This is a genomic window from Anaeromassilibacillus sp. An250 (genome assembly GCF_002159845.1).
Lineage (GTDB): Bacteria > Bacillota > Clostridia > Oscillospirales > Acutalibacteraceae > Anaeromassilibacillus > Anaeromassilibacillus stercoravium.
The window spans coordinates 1-17,928 of the sequence record NZ_NFJK01000012.1 but is presented as its reverse complement, the minus strand read 5'-3'; the positions used below and the strand labels follow the sequence as shown (position 1 = coordinate 17,928).

Sequence of the window (17,928 nt, the reverse complement as noted above, 5' to 3'; positions counted from 1 at the left end):
GCATTTCTCTAAAGGCGGGCCACAGGACGCATAGCGGACACACAGTGCCTTTCGCGCCTACGGCGTTCCCTACGGAAGCAAACCGCAAAGAGTTTGCTTTCCGCTCCATAGGGCAAAGCCCTACAGAAGCAAGCAAATCTTCATAAAGACAAAACACACAGCTCCGCAGCAACACACGTGAGCAATAGAAACATCAAATATAGAAGGACCCAATCCCGGGAACTCCCAGGATTGGGTCCTTACTTGTTTATTAGGGAAAAGCCTCCCCTTTTATTTTGTCGTTTCCGATTCGCCAATAGCTACATGCAATGGACGCATGGCGCCCGTCTACAAAAGCACTTACGCAATCGCCACGGCACAATGCTTCACTGGACGTGCAACGTCTTTCGCGCCTACGGCGGCAACCACGGAAGCAAACCGCAATTATGGCGTGTTCCGTTCCACAAGGGAAATCCTACGGAAGCAATCAGCCAATCGGACGCACAGCGTCTTTTCGCGCCTACGGCGTTTCCTAAGAAAGCACTTATCCAATCGTAACCGTGCAATGTTTCACGGCTACATTGCCCGGCAGGGTGGTGTAAACGCCCGTGCTCTGGCCCGGCGTGCCGGTGGCATAGACTCTGTAATAGTAGTCGTTGCCGATCTTCGCCACGAACTGCGTCTTCAGCACATCGCCGTTGCCGACCGTGAAGCTCGGCGTCATGGCGTTGCCGTTGACTACCGTCATCTTGAAGCAGTATGCGCTGCCTCTCTTCAACGTGAAGTTGACCGTCGTGTCGGAAACCACATACGCCTTCTGGCTGGTCACGCCCTGGGCTGCGGATACAACACCCGCTACGCCGTATGCATTGCCAACGTTGGCAGACGTGCTGCCCTTGCCGCTGTTGCCCGTGCCCGGCTTCTCCGCCTTGACCAGGTTATTCGCGGCAGCTTCCAGGTTGGTATATGCCTTTGCGACCGCCTGCTCGTCTGCATTCGCATCCGCGGCAACCGTCTTCGCAACGCTCAATGCCGCCTTAAAGGCCGCCACGCTGCGGTCGGTGTAGCCGTCCAGATCCTTCTGCTCCATCTCGGCGATCAGCTTGTTCAGCTCATCCTTGTTCGGGATCTTCCGCAGGGCTGCCATTGCATTGGACAGCTCCACTGCCTTTGCATCCACGTCGGCCTGCTCTGCGTCTGCGTTCAGAAGTAGTTCTTCCGCCTCTGCCAGCACCGTCTTGAAGGCCGCCATGGCTTCGTCGTCGATGTAGCTGTTCAAGTCAAGGCCGTTCGCCTCGTTCACCGTGTTCTGGAGGATGGACATATCCGCACGCATTTCCAGCTTGTCGATCGCTGCCTGCAAGTTGTCATATGCCTCGTCCACGTCCGCCTTCAGGGCGTCTTCCTCTGCATACACGTCTTTCGCTGCGTCGAGCGATTCCTCGAAGCCCTCGGTCGTGCCCGGCTTGAACTGATCCAGCATGTCTTTCAGCTGCTCTGCAATGTTGATCAGCGGCAGCAGGGTTTCCTTATCGCCCGCTTCGAATTCCAACAGGTGCATTGCATCCAGCAGGTCGCTCCAAACCTCTTTGACTTCTTCTTCGGTTGCGTCCGCATCGTCATAGACTTCCTGTGCCTTTGCCAGGGCGTTCTCGAAGAATTCCTTGGCAGACGGCACCAGGCTGTCGATCACGTCCTGCGGCACCGCGTTGGCCTCTTCCAATACGATGCCCAGGATGCTCTTATCCACGCTTGTGAACGTGAAGCGCAGGGTCGTGCTCTCGCCCGGCATCGTGAAGGTGTACGTGCAGCCGTCCGCTGCAAACTTGATGTCCTCGCCGTTGAGCTGCGCTCCGGAGAACGCGCCCTTGGTCGGGGTGAAGGTGAAGGTCAACTCTTCGCCCGGCTGTACCTTCGCGCCATAGATCGCATCTGTGGAGATGATTTCCTCCGCTTCGCCCTCGACGCTCATCGATGCGTTGCCGCTCCACTGTACCGTCAGCAGCTGCGGCTCGGTGTTTTCAGTTTTTTCAAAAGTGAAGGAATGGAAAGCAACCGCACCTTCCACCAGTTCAATGGACACATCCTTTACGCCATTCCAAAGGGAAGACGGGATTTCCACCGTAAAGTCTTGATCGTGGGCCGCATCCCATCCGCCGGTCTGTGCGATTCGGACGTCGACAAACTCGTTGTCGCCCTCTCCGAATCGGAAGCGCAGAAGGGCTTCCTTTTCTTCTTCTGTGTCGGCGCGGCCGTTTGCCACACGGACGGTCAGTTTAGAAGCGCCTGTTGAGCCAAAGTCGAGACCGTCGTAGTAGAGGATTTCACCCTTGTCGAATCCACCGACGACCTGATCAGGCTCGCCGCGTTCCAAGTTGACAGAGCCGTCCACGGAATCATAATTCCTTGCATAGGTGGTAGTATAGGCGGATTTGCTTCTTCCAGTGAGAACCAGTCCATCAATTGCGGCTTGCAATTGTTCAGCCGCTTCCGCTACAGCATCGTTGTCATAGATGTCCACTGCGGATGCTGACTCATAAGCGGCTTCAAAGATTTTCCAGGTTTCTTCCGTGTAAAGGAGGGGCCGGTTCTCAACCTTCGCAGTAATGTCGGCGGCCTCCTGCATGGCGTTTTCGTAATCTTCGTTCACCACGGGGGCGCTGTCGTATCCGGTGAAGACCAGTGCCTCAAAGTCAAAGCTGGTGCCCTTTTCAAAGCCGATGACAAGATCCTGCGGGCCCATAATCCCCTTTGCAGGAACGGTTTGTTTAAAGAACGTCTCAGAGGAGAGCTCATAGGACTCGCCTTCGCCAGCCTTAAAGACAAAGGGAATGGTCTTTTCCGTCCCGTTGTCGTTGTAACGCAGATACCCATAGACGTCTTCTCCATTGAGGCTTCGTCCCTGGATTGTCACTTCTTTGGAGCCATAGCTGCCAAATTCGACATTGTTAAATTTGATTTCCACTTGATCGGTGATTGCGCTGACATAGTTCTGCATGATCACATGGCTTCCGCCGTCGATATCCGTGATTTCAATATCGCCCGCGGCGGATTCCGGATTTATCTGCTCATAGGGGCTGATATACTGCACGGTACCTTCTTCAAACCAGAAGGAATTCAAGGCGATGGAACCATTTTGGAAGACCAACACAAGATCGTGCAGGCCAGAGATGCGGGGAATATCAAAGGTCTGGGACTTGTACTCACTCCAAGAGCCGGTCGGCTGGAATTCCAGCGTGGTCACCAGTTCGCCGGTGGGGGAATCCAGACGTACGTCGATGATCTGCGAATAACTGTTGTTATTGGAGCCATTGATGGTGATCTTCGCACATCCGTTGAGGCCAAAGTCCACATCCTCATACAGAACCCAGTTGCCGCTGGTGATTCCGCCTAAGGCCGTTTCGGGTTCCCCGGTTTCCCCGGTGCCGCTTTCCGTCCAGAGGTTGCCGCTGCTTTCCGCATAGGATTCTGCTTCAATCGTCTCGTACGGGTCCACGTTTGTCTTTTCCACAAAGGTCTGGGTCAGATATTCCGGCGTCAGTTCGGCCTCTGGCTGGAATTCATCAGAAGCCATGTACTGAAGGATGCTGTAATAGAGCTGCTTTGCTTCGGGGTATTCCTCCATCTGGTTCAGCAGGTCGAAGGTGCATACCACCAACTTGCCAGCTCCCACGTTTGCTTCAAACAGGCTGCCTAGCTTCCGGCTCCACTCCATGTGGTCAATGTTCCAGGCGAGGGGTTCCAGATCTGCCGGAGCATCGTCCAGGACGACCGCGCGCGAGCCTTTCATCAGATTAAACCACTGATAATCGTTGAAATATTCCGTGGGGAAATAGCGGAAGATCGGGTGGTCGTTTTGTACATACATGCCCATCGTGTGGGCGTCACGGTCCGAGCGGTGGAACATCTTGCTCCAGTAGTCCGTCGTCCAGCGTACGGCCACACTGTCGGGAATGGTTTTCAGGCTGGGCTCCGGCAGGAAGAGGACTTTTTGGCCGTTCTCCAACGCCTGTAGGGTTGCCTGGTCCATGTTGGTAGAGACCAGAACATCCGAAGGCACTGTGGGGTTGAGATCGCTGGGATAGACCCACAGGTCGTAGCTGTTGGAGCCGATGGAATCCACGGAGACCTCCAACTTTAGCTTTGCCGCTTCTGTCACGCCCGCCAAGGAGGTGGTAAAGGCGCCGATCTCTGTTACACCGCCCTGCGCAACGTCCGTCGCGTCAAGGGTTCCCTCTGCAAGGACGGTATCGCCATTTGTCAGTTTCCATTGCCCAACAACGCCGTCCAAAGCGGCCGGGCCGTAGTTGACAACGGAGATCGTTCCCGTCAGATCTTCGGAGTTGGTGAGGACCAGCTTCGGAAGCTGTGCCAAAACAACGACGGAATCGTTAAAGCTCTTATACTGCTCTTTCGTAAAGCCACCGGGCTTGTCTTCCATGAAGTTGTCCAGAATGCCGACGTGTGCGGTGCCCTGGCCGGGGAAGTCCTGGATGCTGAGCAGCTGATAGCCGGCCATATCCGGTGTGCGCAGCGCGGTTTCCATATCGGCACGGTAACCGATCGCGGAGACACGGGCGGATACTTTTGAGAAGATCTCGTTCATGTGAAGCAAGCCTTTGCTCTCCATGAGATCCCGGTAATACTGCAAGTTGCGCGCCTCAAAAACGCCCGATTCATACTTGGGGATTTCTTCGTCGAACAGGGGGAGGACCTGGTACTGGCCCGCCTCGTGGTTCATCAGGGGCTTATCCACCTCTTCAATGGCATGCTGATAGGTGAACGTTGTGTTCGGCTGCATGGACTCCAACGCACCGCCGGAGGCCGCATCCACCCAGGAGAACGAAATGCGCGTATGATACGGGTCGGAATTTGCCCTTGTTTTGCAGGTGGTCCAATAGTCGTCCCCTTCGTTGAGAGAAGGCGCCCAATAGTTGTTGTTGCTGCCCTCCGCATACAGGCGGGTATCGTCCACGCTGCGGCAGAGCTCGCGGAGCGCGTTTGCGCCATCCCGGTTGCTGCCGGTGGTATTGAGCTCATTGCCCCATGCAAACATAACAAAGGACGGGTGATTTGCAAGATATTCGAGAATTCTTACAGCCTCTTCGTTGAAATAGTCGCCGAAGGGCGTGCCGCCAAACCCGTAGAGCTCCGGCTGCATGTAGATGCCCAGCTCGTCGGCCGCTTCGAACGCTGCCTCCGGAGGCGTCCAGGAGTGGAAGCGGAAGAAGTTGATGCCGAGTTCTTGTGCCGTGGAGAAGAAGTCGAGCCACTCCTCCTTGGTCATGAACGGGTATCCGGTCAATGGGAAGACGGCGGAATTGCCCTCGCCGCGCATAAAGGTGGTGGTCCCATTGATGGTGAATTTTGTCCCGGAGGTCTTAAATTCACGCATACCGAAGTTTTCGACAAAGGTATCGGAATACATACCTTCTGCATCCAGGGAGATGGTCATCTCATACATGGACGGGTCAAATTCCGACCAGAGGCGGACGTCGTCGCCCATCGCATAGGTGACTTCGATTTCCTTTTCCGTCTCATCCGCGGCCAGGGAGAATTCCTGTACGGCCTGCGGAACGGTATGTACATCGCCCTCGTGGTTGTAGCTGTGCGCCTGGAGGGTCAGGTTGCCGTTGACCGCCTGTCCTGTCGTATTGGAGAGCGTGATCTTTGCCAGAGCGGTTTTGGCGTGAATGTCCGGATAGATCCGCACATCCTGGATAAAGACAGGGTCCACGGCCTTCAGCTCAATTTTTCCCAAAATGCCGTTCCAGTTTGTCACCGTCTCTTCCGTCAACATGTGGCTATTGGTTCCCACCTGATAATCTGTGTTGCGCACCTGCACCGTGATGGTGTTTTCCTGGCCGGGGATCAGGCCCGACAGGACGTATTCCTGTGCCGTGCCCAACGTATCGTTGGAATTATAGTTGGTCTGCTCCTGGCCGTTCACCCAGACCTGGGTATTTTTGGTGCGCTCCATCAGGAACGTAACGTGTTTTCCTGCCCAGTTTTCCGGGATAAAAACCTTCTTTTGATAGACCGCATCGCCGGTATAGGTGTATTTGCGGTTCAGATGGTTGGTGTTGACCGATGTATTCCGATTGCCCTTTTTATTTTCGTCCAGCGTTCCCGGAAGGATACAGGTATCGGACAGGGTGCCGTCCTCTGGGGAATAGGAACCCAGTTTCAGCTCCCAGACGCCCGCCAGGGATTTTTGATCGGTAACAATGTGATCCTGAAAGACTGCGACCGCGGAATCAAGCGCTTCGTAGGCAGAGTGAATCTGCGTTTTATTGGCGGCCTGGTCCTGGAAGACCGCATCAGCTTCTTGGATAGCCGCTGCAAAGGCGTTTTTGGCCTCTTCGGACGCTTGACCGTTTTCGGTTCCGGTCCCCGTGCCGTCCAGGAGGGATTGGGACTCCCCGAGCAGGGTTTCCAAGTCGTCCCGGCCATACATGTTGCGGGATTCCTCAAAAGCATGCATCGCAGCGGACAGTGTATCGGCAGCCGCTTGGATGGCCGCTTCGTCGGATTCCGGCAGGGAGGCGGCTTGCAGCTCCGCTTCGTCGATCGCTTGCTGGAAGAGATCGATCTGTTCCTGGGGATACTGGCCGATTTCCTCACCGGCTTCTGCCTGGCCGATTGCCTCATATGCGTTATCAAGCTGATCCCACAGCGGTGCATAAACGCTCTCGGCGGCAAAGAAATTCAGCTCCGCGCAGGAGGCCATGGATGCGTTTACCGCTTCCAGACGCACATAGCGGGCGGAAACGGGCGCGGAGAAGACCGCTTCTTTTTCGGTCATATCGCTTTCCCAGGAGCCCTCTGCAATGGGCGTGTAGGTGTTTCCATCGGCGCTGACCGAGATCGCATATTCGCGGATATAACCGTTGGAATTCCCGTCCTGCCTGGGCAAATACGTCAGCTTTGTCAACTCGACATTCCGGCCCAAGTCTACGGAGATCCAGTGCGGGGCCGAAGCAGAGGTGCTCCAGCGGGTATGCCACATCGTCCCGGAATCGCCGTCGATGGCCAGGGACGCATAGCAGGTGTCACTGCTGCTCTCTTCACTGGATGCGGTTGCCGTCATCAAAAACTGGGGGATTTTTACAGGGTTGTTGTCGTAGGCAACGGCCTGGACCCACGATAAAGGGATGCTGCTGGCGAGCAAGGCGGCAGTACAGGCCATGGCTGTAACTCGCCTTGCAAAGAATCCTTTCTTTGACATTTTTCTCCTCCTTGATCCAATCTTTTTTTCATCCTCTTTTTAGCGTGTACTCTGTCACCTCCTCATGGCACATAACGATATAAAATATATTATGTGGTTGTATTATTATGATTATTATATAACTTTATAATATTATGTCAATGTATTATAGGGCATATAGTTGAATGTTTTGTTATTTGAAATGTTTTTTCTGCATACAAAAAATAAAAGCATTCCGGTGGGGTGAACGCCGATAAGGAAGTACGAGAAACAAATTAACTTAACGGCTGACAAACAGGTGCAAAAAGGGATGGAAGCTTAGAGCTTCCATCCCTTTTTAAATGCCCAATTTATCAAACAGAATTTTATTTCGCTTTTGTGCATCGCTGATGATTTTATCATAAGACAAAATCTCAATATATGCATTCATTTTTTCATGGTATCTGTAGTAGCCCATTTTATCAGGAGTTTGCGTAAAATCATGAAAGGTTAGAACCTGTTCCAATGTACTTGTGATATCACATACTGCATATAAGTAAAACTGTGTGTTGTCACCAACTCTAATAATTCTTCCATCTTTATCCTTAACATTGTTTCCTTTGAGTTTTGTGACATATTCATACAACTGATTTACAGGATTAGAGCCGTTGCTATAGTCGTTTCGCATAGGACGTTTCAACTCAAATAAGACAATAGTCTCGTACTCACGTCCACGGTTTTCTTCATCTGATACGGCAACAGGATTATCCAGAACCATAATATCCGTACGCTTTTCTTTCGGATTATTATCAAAGGAGATGTCCGAAGAAATATAGCTACAATACGCGAGCTTTTCATCGATTAGCCAAAGATTATGGTTGCTGTAAGGAATATCGGAGGCCGTTGTACGCATTGGGTAAATCAGATTATGCAAAAAGCTTTCTTTCTGAAAGCGACCATCGTCTTGCCGTCGAATAGCAAACTCCATTAGATCAAGAATCACTTTTCTGTGGGCTACATATTCAGCAAGTGCAGCTCCATTTGCGCTGTTGATTTTTTCGATTTGTTGCCCAAATCTTTCGATGTATTCATCGGACGTAATGGCCCCTTTATTCAGATCACTTAACAGTTTTACGTTTTCCTGCGTGGTGTGTCGGTCAAACTCTCTTTTAATACGATGCAATTCATCATCAAGCTTATCATCGCTCAAGTTGGGCTTAATATGTGCTATATCGTCTGACATATATTTCAACAAGTGCCGAAATTGCGGAGCTTTATAGGTCACATAATCTGAAATCCGCTTCATTTTATTTTGTGCAATGGGTTGGAGATAATCACTCAAAAATTTGCTTACTTCAACAATTACGGATTTCATAATCTGATCTATAGTTACGATATTTGCCAAGCTGTCTAAAGTACCCCCGTCAGGGATATTGAAGGACAAACGGTTCATATCAACGTTATCATCTAAATAGCTACCCCGTAAAACACCAATATACCAAAAACCGCTTTTTTCGTATATTTCACGGTCCAAATCAGTAATATACTTGTCCAGTTCTTTAGTTTCAACCAAACGATTATGCGCACATAGGTATAGCTTATTGCCATTTACTGAATTCTCTTCTGCTTTTACATGAAGCAACTCAAATGTTTCATTTCCAATCTCAATGGTAACGCTATTTTCTTCAGTCTGGATTTTCTCATGGAAAATCTGATTCAAATCATAACTTTCATCATCATCTACCAAAATAATTTTGGGACAGTCACTGGAAATAAAGTACACTAAACAGTGTTGGATAATTCTTAACGCTACAGTCAGCCCTCGTTTTGGAAGCACTTTTGCGTACGGTTCCATACAGTTTTCCAAACGAATACTCGTCCGATTATCTTTTTGGTCTTGACATTCTGTCAGAGTATCGTTGATCTCTGAATTTGCCGCAGAAAACTCAAATTCTCTTTTTACGTAACTGTCCCGATCCCAATAAATGCTTTCAATATCTGCCTTTTCAAAAGCAATGAGCCAAGAGAATCTGCCTACGCCTTTTCCTCCTATAGCCGCTTTATAAGTCGAATCTGATTCCATAAAGGAATTTAGATTTTCCTCATTAAAACCCACGCCATTATCTATTATTTCGAACGAACTTATAGGGGCTAACTCGTTTGCATCAAAAGACATTTGATTGCTTCGAATTATTTTTATCGTTATATAGGCGTTAAAGTCTTCTCCCAACTTTTTTCTCTCATCAATTGCATGAATAGAATTGACGATGGCTTCAAACAAAGGAATCAATGGCTGATTCTTTGGTAAATTGAAATTTTTGATGCGGCCACGAAGATTAATTCCAAACTTCCGCATTAGAAATCCCCCCTGAATGGAAAATAGCAACAGACTTCTTTGTTTTATTTTATCATAATCTATAGAAGCGAACAACAGCACAGCTTTAGAGAAAACTAAGCTTTTTTGACCACTATTTCTACGCAATTAGAGGGTCGATATATGCACCTAAAGTATAAAGATATACATTTGCCCGGAAGCAAGCCCACGAAGCACTGATTTGTAGGCCTTTGGGGATTCTAAACGCGTAGGCACAAACATCATAATATCAGCGGGCGCAAGCAGATTTCTGCTTGCGCCCGCTTGGTTACCACACAGCAAAGACGGAGGAAGCCGTCAAGGGCGCGGAGCGTCCATCTTGACCCTTGACGGCTTCCTTTGGCTTTGCTATTTCTTCCCTACGATAGCTTCTGTAAGTTTTACCTGTAAGCGGTGCTTCATGTACTCATCAATATCGATGTGCGGCAAACCATCTTTGTCATAGAGAGTTCGCGTACAAATCTTCTTGATGTAGCGGTCGTAGTACCGCAAGACGCGCTCCAATGCTGAAGTATTACAATGTCCCGGATTCGCTGGTCCAAGCGGTCGAGGCCGGGGAGATGCCGAGCGACGAGGAAAAGGCGCAGGCGGCGAGCGAGGCGGATTTCGCCATCATCGAACTGCAATCCCCCAGCATGGCGATGGAATACACCGACGGCCGGCCGCAGAACCTGACCTATGGCGAATATACGGCGGACGCCATGCGCGAAGTCAGCATCGGGTACGATTGGTACCACGCGGCCGGCACGCTGGTCCAGTATAACGAGACCCCGGACGAGTCCAAGGGCGATTATAAGTCCAACCGTTCGAGAAAGGGCAACACCCATGCGGGCACCCCGGAAAATCTGGAACTGATCCAGGAGACCGTGGAACTGATGGGCGACAAGCCGATCATCTTCATCCTCAGCATGGAGAACCCGATGGTCGTCTCCGAATTTGAACCCTCCGTGGACGCAATGCTGATGTATGCCTCCATGCGCGCTCTGCGGGGACGGATTGTGGAGCAACTCCAAAACGGGGCCCTATCCCGCCTCGATAGGGGGCATTTGACGGCCAATGCCCTGGCCCAGGCGGTCCAAAAGGGGGATCATGTTGCGTGCGAAGCCTACCGGCAGGTATGCAGTTTTCTGGCGATGGGCATTGTCAGCTTAATCAACCAGTTAAATCCGGGGAAGATCGTGATGGGGGGCCGGCTGGCGGAAATCCATCCGGGGCTCCTTCTGGATACCATCTATAAAGAGGTAGAGAGCCGCACACATTCCTTGCTTGTGGGCAAAATTACGCTGGAAGTCAATCAGCTTCATCCCAGCCCATCTTTGTTGGGGGCCGGTGCTTATGCGGCTTATCAGGAGCTTTCCCATCCGGAACACTTGCTAACGGCTTTTGCAGACAGAACAGCTTTGTACGCACGTGCGCGCGAACTGGCTTAAAAAGAAACCCGCCGGAATGGGAGTTCCCATCCAGGCGGGTCTCTTGCTTCATCTGAAAAACAAAAAAGAAAAGCCCTCAGAACGATATCGTTCTGAGGGCTTTTTGGTGGACATTACAGGACTCGAACCTGTGACCCTTCGCACGTCAAGCGAATGCTCTAGCCAACTGAGCTAAACGTCCATTTCCTTTGGCGGCTCGTCCCCTGACAGAGAGCGCCGTGCCCTCCCAATAAGGGCAGAAAGGATGAGGTGTTTTTAAAGTGCTTTATTATTATATCCGAGACGGTGGGAAAAATCAAGGGGTTTTGTAAAATTTTTTTAATCCCGATTCCATTCGCTTGTAAAAGGGGGATATTTGCCCTATACTGAGAAAAATAGAAAGGGAATATGGGACCCAAATGAAAATACGGCGGCGCATTTCAGCGGCGAATAGGAAATCGCCGGTTTTAGGCCGTCCAATCGAGAAAGGGGAATGCATCATGTCAGTTGGCCTGGTTTTGGAGGGGGGCGGAACACGTGGGGCTTATACCAGCGGCGTGTTGGATGTGTTTAATGAGAACCAGATTGTTTTTCCGGTGGTTTATGGAATTTCCGCAGGGGCGTGCAACGCTTTGAGCTATATCTCCGGACAGGTGGGGCGCAATTTCCGCATTTTTTACGATTATATCCAGGATGACCGGTATATGAGCGTGTCCAGCCTGCGCAAGACGGGAAACCTGTTTGGCTTTGATTTTATTTTCGGGGAGTTGTCGCACAAGCTCCTACCGTTCGATTATCAGGCTTTTTTTGCATCCCCGACCCAGTTGATGGCTGGCACCACGGATTTGCATACTGGAGAAGCCATTTTTTTTGGAAAAGAGGACCTGGACGAAGGCTTTACGCCGGTGCGCGCTTCCAGCGCGATGCCGTTTGTATCGAAAATTGTACGCTATCATGGCCATGAGCTGTTGGATGGCAGCTATTCCACATCGATCCCCCTGCGGCGTTCTTTGAACGATGGGAATACCCGCAATGTGGTGGTGTTGACGCGCGACGCCTCCTACCGGAAAGGCACCCGGTCCGAGTATCCCCGCACAGCGCTTCGAAAAATCTATGGCAAATATCCCAGCTTTATTGAGGCTGTGCAGCGGCGGCCATTGGTATACAACAGCGAATTGGATCTTTGCACCCAACAGGAGCAGGCGGGCAAAGCGGTGTTGATCCGCCCCAGCAAACCCATCCCGGTCGGGCGCTATGAGAAGAATCCGGAGCGCCTGAAACAGGCTTATGAGATGGGGAGAAAGGATGCGGAACAGAAGCTGCCGGAGGTCCGCGCATTGCTTGCACAGGGATAGAAATGTACAGCGGAGGGCGAGAAGCATGAAAATTTGTATCCTATATGGCAGCCCACGAAAAAAGAATACGTATGCGGCGGTACAGCAGATAAAAGAACGCCTGCGTCTTCATGAAGAAGTGGAATTCGTCGAGTACATTTTACAGAAGGAGCCCCACGATTTTTGCTGCGGTTGCTATACCTGTATCAACGGTGCAGAGGAAAAATGCCCCCATGCGGCGCATGTCCAGCCGGTCATTCAGGCGATGCGCGGCGCGGACGGCCTGATTTTTGCAACGCCCGTCTATGTGATGGATATGACGGCCCAGATGAAAGCGTTTTTGGATCACACGGGTTATTTTTATATGGTACACCGCCCCTACCCGGAGATGTTCCAAAAGTCCGCCCTGGTGGTTTCCACGGCGGCGGGGGCCGGTACGAAGGATGCCAATGCGTCGGTCATACGGTCGTTAAAGCACTGGGGCGTCCGCAGGATCTATTCCTGCGGCATTTCGATCTTTGCCCCGGGGTGGGATGCCATTCCTGCTTCCCGCAAACGGAAAATCGAAAAACGGCTTGATTGTGTGACGGATGCCTTTTGGCGCTCCTTGGGGGCAAAAAAGCGCCCGACGATGCACACAAGGCTGCTGTTTTTCGCAATGAAACAGATGCAAAAGCGCAAGAAAGGGACGGGGGCGGACGCTACCTATTGGAAGCAGCAGGGATGGCTCGATGGAAAGAAGCCGTTTTGAGCGACCGATTTCCCCTTGACAGATATACAACATCGGGGTATGATAGTAAATGCAAATGATTTGCATTTAGGAGGTTCCCGTGAAAAAGAGACAACACGCCGGGAGGCCCGGCGTTTTTTATCCAATGCGGCGGGTGATCGCCGCATTTTTCTGTATATGCTTGCTTATAACGGCGGTTGCCGGTTGTACGCCCCGCCAGCCGGAAGATCCCCCGCGCTTCCGTATCGTCACATCGTTTTACCCAATGTATATTATGACCTTAAATATTATAGATGGGATTGATGGCATCCAGGTGGACAATATGGCCGGGCAGCAAACGGGGTGTCTGCATGATTACCAGCTGCAATCCAAGGATATGAAAAATATCGAACAGGCGGACGTTTTTGTCATCAATGGGGCTGGTATGGAGAGCTTTATGGAAAAAGTCACCGACCAGCTCCCGGACCTGCGTGTGATTGATTCCAGCGAGGGGATTTCCCTGTTGATGAGTGGGGAAGATGCCCACGGCCATGATGAAGAGGTTGCGCATGACCACAGCGATGCGAACCCCCATATCTGGGTGTCTATTTCCAATTGCATGAAGCAGGTGCGCAACATTGCGGATGGACTCATCGAAGCCGACCCCGAGGACGCGGTGGCTTTGGAGGAGAATACGCAGGAATATCTCGCAAAGCTGAGCGACTTGCGGGGGCGGATGCACGAAGCCCTCGATGATCTTCCAAACCGGGACATCATCACGTTCCACGAGGCGTTCCCCTATTTTGCGGAGGAATTTGACCTGCATATCGTCAAGGTGGTGAACCGGGAGCCCGACAGCCAGCCCAGCGCCAAGGAGCTCGCGGATACCATCCGGTTGATTGAGAGCACGGATGTGAAAGCGGTTTTTGCAGAGCCGCAGTATTCGACGGACGCTGCGCAGATCATTGCCCAGGAGAGCGGCGCCACGGTCTATCTTTTGGACCCGGCCGTGACCGGCGAAAATGATAAGGACGCCTATTTGCGCGCGATGGAACAAAATATGGAGGTTTTGAAAGAGGCATTGGGCGGCGCCTAAGATGCCTTTTTCTTTTACAAATCGTATAGATTCTACAGAATAATACTTGATGGATGGGATTCGAACATGGAACAATGTAAATGTAGTACGCAAATCCGGGGGTTGACGGTGCGCAAACGCGATGGTGTGATTATTCACGACGTCACCCTGGATGTACATCACGGTGAGATCATGGCGATCATCGGGCGCAACGGCGCGGGAAAAACGACCCTGCTCAAAGCGCTGCTGGGGCGCATTCCCTACACCGGAAGCATCACCTTCACCAATCCAAAGGGAGAGCGCGTGGAAAAGCCGCGCATCGGCTATGTACCGCAGAATATGGTGTTTGACCGCTCGACTCCGATGACCGTTGCGGATATGCTCTGTGCCAATCTTTCGTCGTTCCCGATTTGGCTGGGACATAAAAAGGAGAAGCTGGCGCGTGCCGGCGCCATGCTGCAAAAGGTGGGCGGAAAAAACCTATTGCAAAAACAGTTGGGAAACTTGTCCGGCGGCGAGATGCAGCGGGTGCTGCTGGCCTTTGCGCTGGAACCCATGCCGGATATGCTCTTGCTGGATGAGCCGGTTTCCGCGGTGGACCGCAAGGGGATCGAGGTCTTTTATGACTTGGTGACCTCCTTACGCAGCGAATACCACATGCCGGTGATTTTGGTTTCGCACGATCTCTCCCACGTTGCGCGCTATGCCACGCGCGCCGCGCTGCTCGACCGCACGATCCTGGTCAGCGGTGACGTCAAGACGGTGATGGCTTCGCCACAGGTGCGTGAAACCTTTGGCTTGGATGTTGTGGGAGGTGCGCGCGCATGAGTGTTCTATACAGTTTGATTGATACGCTGCTTCCGTTTGAATGGACGGAATTCGCCTACATGAAAAATGCGTTTCTCGCCGTGCTGTTGATCACCCCGTTGTTCGGCCTGGTCGGGACCATGGTGGTCAACAACAAGATGAGCTTTTTTTCCGATGCGCTCGGCCATTCGGCCCTCACCGGAATCGCCATCGGCGTTTTGCTCGGCGTGGACAATTATCTGCTTTCGATGCTGGGGTTCGCGCTCCTGTTTGCCTTGTGCATATCGGCGGTGATGAGCTCCGGGACGTCGTCGGCAGATACGATCATCGGCGTATTCTCCAGCACCGGCTTGGCGCTGGGCGTGGTATTGCTCTCCGCAACCGGGGGCTTTGCCAAGTATTCCAGTTACCTGATCGGCGATATCCTGACCGTGCAGCCGTCCGAAATCGGCCTGTTGGCCATTGTGCTGGCCGCCGTAGTGATCGTTTGGATACTCTTTTTCAACCGTTTCCTGCTGACCAGCGTCAATACCGACCTGGCGGCCAGCAAGAACATCCACACGCGCCTGATGGAAAAGCTCTTTGTTGTGATTGTGGCGGTGATCGTCACGATTACGATCAAATGGGTGGGGATTTTAATCATCAATTCCCTGTTGGTGCTACCAGCGGCGTCGGCGAGAAACCTGGCGAGGAGTATGCGCTCCTATCATTTCTGGGCGATTGGCATTTCCCTATTCTCCGGCGTCAGCGGCTTGATTGCGTCGTACTACCTGGGGACCGCAGCGGGCGGAACCATTGTTTTGATCGCCGCAGCCATCTTCTTTGTGACCTATGTACTGGGGCATGCCGGCGGAAAGAGCCGTGTGGGTTGATTCCTGTAGAAATCATGATGCCACATGCCGTTATCCTCTAAGGGGGTAGCGGCATGTGGCTTTTTGCACGGAAATTGACACGATTTCTTTTCCAGTGCGATGCAAGGAGGCACATGGAAAAGGGATTCCCACAGATGGATGAAAATTCCTTATGGAAGTTTGGAAAGCGCAGTGGACAGGGAAATCGGAGAAAGGACGGTCCACAGCAGTATATCGGAAAGGAAGGGGGAAGTATGCCGGCGGGCATGCCCAGCAAGGCGTGCTGCCGTGGGAAGTCCGGCGCAACATTCGGGAGCGCCGTACCCATGTTGGAGAACGCCCTTCCTTTCTATAACATATTAAGGATAGAAAAATGGGAAATGCCCGGGGCCCTTCTGCAGAAGGGGGCTCCCCGGGCATTTCCGTTTGGCAATGGGTATATGCAATCGCTTATTTGCGCTTGTACTTGGAAAGGTCGATGGCCACAGCGACAGCAATAATGATGCCTTTGATAATCTGCTGCCACATCGGGCTGATGCCGATAAACTGCAAGCCATACTGGATAACGGTGAAGATCAACACGCCGCTGACGATGCCGCCGACGGTACCGATACCACCGTTCAACGATACGCCGCCAACCACGCAAGCTGCGATGGCGTCTGTTTCATAGCCGTCGCCGTAGTTGTTCGTTGCACCTGCGGTTCTGGCTGCTTCCAGGACGCCGCCGACGCCGTACATGAAGGAAGCGAGGATGAAGATCAACATGATGGTCTTGAATACGTTGACGCCGGAAACGACAGCCGCTTCACGGTTGCCGCCGATCGCGTAAACGTCCTTGCCAAAGGTGGTCTTATTCAGGATAAACCAAATGGCAATGGTGAAGAAGACAGCGATCGGGACCAAAATCGAAATTCTTCCAAACAGCTTGGTCTGGCCAAGTGCGGAGAAGTCCGGACGGATACCGCCGATCGGCTGGGAGCTGTTCGGAGGCATATCGAAATACAGGGAACATGCGCCGTAGATCATAACCTGCGTTGCCAAGGTCGCAATAAAGGGATGCATGTCATACTTTGCAACCAGGAATCCGTTCAATGCGCCGAACAGCATGCAGGCGAGGATTGCCGCAATAATCGGCAGGAATACCGGCAGCTGCGGAAGATCCGGATAGAACCGGTTCGCATAGGTAGCCGTCTGCAACATGGAGGTGGAAACAACTGCCGCCAAGCCGACCATACGGCCTGCGGACAGGTCCGTACCGGCGATCAGGAGGGCGAAGCAGATGCCCAGTGCGATGATCAGTCTTGTGGAGGACTGCGTCAAGATATCCAGGATGACCTGAATCTGCATGAAACGGGGCTCAATGAAGCAGATGACAATAACCAGTACCAGCAATGCCAGCATAATGGCGTTATTCGTCAAGAAATTCTTTGCGGTTCTTGTCGAAAAGAAGACTTCCGGGTTGAGGCGATGCCCCCGTACAATTTGGAAAATACCGTAAATGACGGCAGCTATGCCGATGCCTACAATAAACCAGGGCAAATCAAATGTTTTTTCCGCATCCAAGACAAACGAAAAGATGACGCCGAGAATAGCCAGCACAATACCGACGCCAATAAAAATAGTCGCATATTGCTTGCGCGGGATGCTCTTCGCGTTTTGCATAATTGATGTTCCACTCCTTACATAAATTTCGTAGCCAGGCGCATAACCGAAACGGAGTCCGCCTCCTCGCGGTCCAGGAAGCCCGTCACGCGGCCTTCGCACATGACCATCACGCGGTCCGCCATGCCCAGCAATTCCGGCATCTCCGAGGAGATCATGATGATCGACTTGCCTTCTTTAATCAAGTCGTGCATGATCGTATAGATCTCGTATTTCGCACCGACGTCGATGCCGCGCGTCGGTTCATCCAGGATCAGGATGTCCGGATGCGTCAAGAGCCACCGCGCAATCAGAACCTTCTGCTGGTTACCACCGGACAGGTTCTGCATCAATTCCTTCATGCTCGGCGTCTTGGTGTGCATGCTCTCGTTGGATTCCTTTGCCGCCTTAAAGCGCTTGCCTTCCTGCAAGACGCCGTGCTTTGCAAAACTCCTCTGCGCCGCAATAACGGTGTTGTCCTCGATTGACAGGATGCCGAACACACCGCTCTGGCGGCGTTCCTCGGTCAGAAGCGCCAATCCGTGCGCCTTCGCGTCGCGCAC

11 protein-coding genes and 1 tRNA gene are annotated in these 17,928 nt (G+C 52.0%); 6 read left to right on the top strand and 6 right to left on the bottom strand.

Annotation, left to right across the window (positions count from 1 at the left end):
- Positions 1–523: 523 nt before the first annotated feature.
- The 3 genes from B5F54_RS11260 to B5F54_RS11250 form a co-directional block, all read right to left on the bottom strand.
- Positions 524–7,207 carry a carbohydrate-binding protein gene (locus B5F54_RS11260; RefSeq protein ID WP_087234228.1) on the bottom strand — a complete coding sequence of 2,228 codons (6,684 nt, stop codon included), beginning with the start codon at positions 7,205–7,207 and terminating at the stop codon, positions 524–526.
- Between the two features lie 316 nt (positions 7,208–7,523).
- A complete protein-coding gene (locus tag B5F54_RS11255) occupies positions 7,524–9,521 on the bottom strand; it encodes an ATP-binding protein (RefSeq protein ID WP_087234226.1) in 1,998 nt (665 codons plus the stop codon).
- A 366-nt stretch (positions 9,522–9,887) separates the two neighbouring features.
- Positions 9,888–10,031, bottom strand: coding sequence for a helix-turn-helix domain-containing protein (locus B5F54_RS11250; RefSeq protein WP_419761420.1), 144 nt, complete (start codon positions 10,029–10,031; stop codon positions 9,888–9,890).
- Positions 10,032–10,042: 11 nt separating this feature from the next.
- Here B5F54_RS11250 and B5F54_RS11245 point away from each other — a divergent pair, with 11 nt between their 5' ends.
- Positions 10,043–10,969, top strand: coding sequence for an ROK family protein (locus B5F54_RS11245; protein ID WP_087234222.1), 927 nt, complete (start codon positions 10,043–10,045; stop codon positions 10,967–10,969).
- 104 nt (positions 10,970–11,073) lie between these two features.
- On the opposite strand, the gene B5F54_RS11240 is transcribed toward B5F54_RS11245, so the two are convergent.
- A tRNA-Val gene (locus B5F54_RS11240) sits at positions 11,074–11,150 on the bottom strand.
- 298 nt (positions 11,151–11,448) lie between these two features.
- Between B5F54_RS11240 and B5F54_RS11235 the strand changes: the two genes are divergently transcribed.
- The 5 genes from B5F54_RS11235 (at position 11,449) to B5F54_RS11215 (ending at position 15,745) form a co-directional block, all read left to right on the top strand.
- A complete protein-coding gene (locus B5F54_RS11235; protein WP_172749713.1) occupies positions 11,449–12,303 on the top strand; it encodes a patatin-like phospholipase family protein in 855 nt (284 codons plus the stop codon).
- A 25-nt stretch (positions 12,304–12,328) separates the two neighbouring features.
- Entirely contained in the window at positions 12,329–13,033 is a 705-nt protein-coding gene (locus B5F54_RS11230) for a flavodoxin family protein (RefSeq protein ID WP_087234218.1), read from the top strand.
- Positions 13,034–13,112: 79 nt separating this feature from the next.
- Positions 13,113–14,087, top strand: coding sequence for a metal ABC transporter substrate-binding protein (locus tag B5F54_RS11225; protein ID WP_242969687.1), 975 nt, complete (start codon positions 13,113–13,115; stop codon positions 14,085–14,087).
- A gap of 66 nt (positions 14,088–14,153) precedes the next feature.
- Positions 14,154–14,894 (top strand): metal ABC transporter ATP-binding protein, encoded by a 741-nt coding sequence (locus tag B5F54_RS11220; protein ID WP_087234216.1) that lies wholly within the window; start codon positions 14,154–14,156, stop codon positions 14,892–14,894.
- Positions 14,891–15,745: a metal ABC transporter permease gene (locus tag B5F54_RS11215; protein WP_087234214.1), complete on the top strand. Its 855-nt coding sequence runs from the start codon at positions 14,891–14,893 to the stop codon at positions 15,743–15,745. The genes B5F54_RS11220 and B5F54_RS11215 overlap by 4 nt, the downstream gene beginning before the upstream one ends.
- 429 nt (positions 15,746–16,174) lie before the next feature.
- On the opposite strand, the gene mglC is transcribed toward B5F54_RS11215, so the two are convergent.
- Entirely contained in the window at positions 16,175–17,386 is a 1,212-nt protein-coding gene (gene mglC / locus B5F54_RS11210) for a galactose/methyl galactoside ABC transporter permease MglC (RefSeq protein ID WP_087234212.1), read from the bottom strand.
- Between the two features lie 17 nt (positions 17,387–17,403).
- Positions 17,404–17,928 (bottom strand): ATP-binding cassette domain-containing protein (locus B5F54_RS11205; RefSeq protein WP_140400370.1); only part of this gene is annotated, 525 nt, incomplete at its 5' end.

Excerpts from the sequence above, each read along its gene's own strand:
- B5F54_RS11260 (WP_087234228.1), bottom strand. The coding sequence starts at position 7,207 with ATGTCAAAGAAAGGATTCTTTGCAAGGCGAGTTACAGCCATGGCCTGT.
- B5F54_RS11255 (WP_087234226.1), bottom strand. The coding sequence starts at position 9,521 with ATGCGGAAGTTTGGAATTAATCTTCGTGGCCGCATCAAAAATTTCAAT.
- B5F54_RS11245 (WP_087234222.1), top strand. The coding sequence starts at position 10,043 with ATGCTGAAGTATTACAATGTCCCGGATTCGCTGGTCCAAGCGGTCGAG.
- B5F54_RS11235 (WP_172749713.1), top strand. The coding sequence starts at position 11,449 with ATGTCAGTTGGCCTGGTTTTGGAGGGGGGCGGAACACGTGGGGCTTAT.
- B5F54_RS11230 (WP_087234218.1), top strand. The coding sequence starts at position 12,329 with ATGAAAATTTGTATCCTATATGGCAGCCCACGAAAAAAGAATACGTAT.
- B5F54_RS11220 (WP_087234216.1), top strand. The coding sequence starts at position 14,154 with ATGGAACAATGTAAATGTAGTACGCAAATCCGGGGGTTGACGGTGCGC.
- B5F54_RS11215 (WP_087234214.1), top strand. The coding sequence starts at position 14,891 with ATGAGTGTTCTATACAGTTTGATTGATACGCTGCTTCCGTTTGAATGG.
- mglC (WP_087234212.1), bottom strand. The coding sequence starts at position 17,386 with ATGCAAAACGCGAAGAGCATCCCGCGCAAGCAATATGCGACTATTTTT.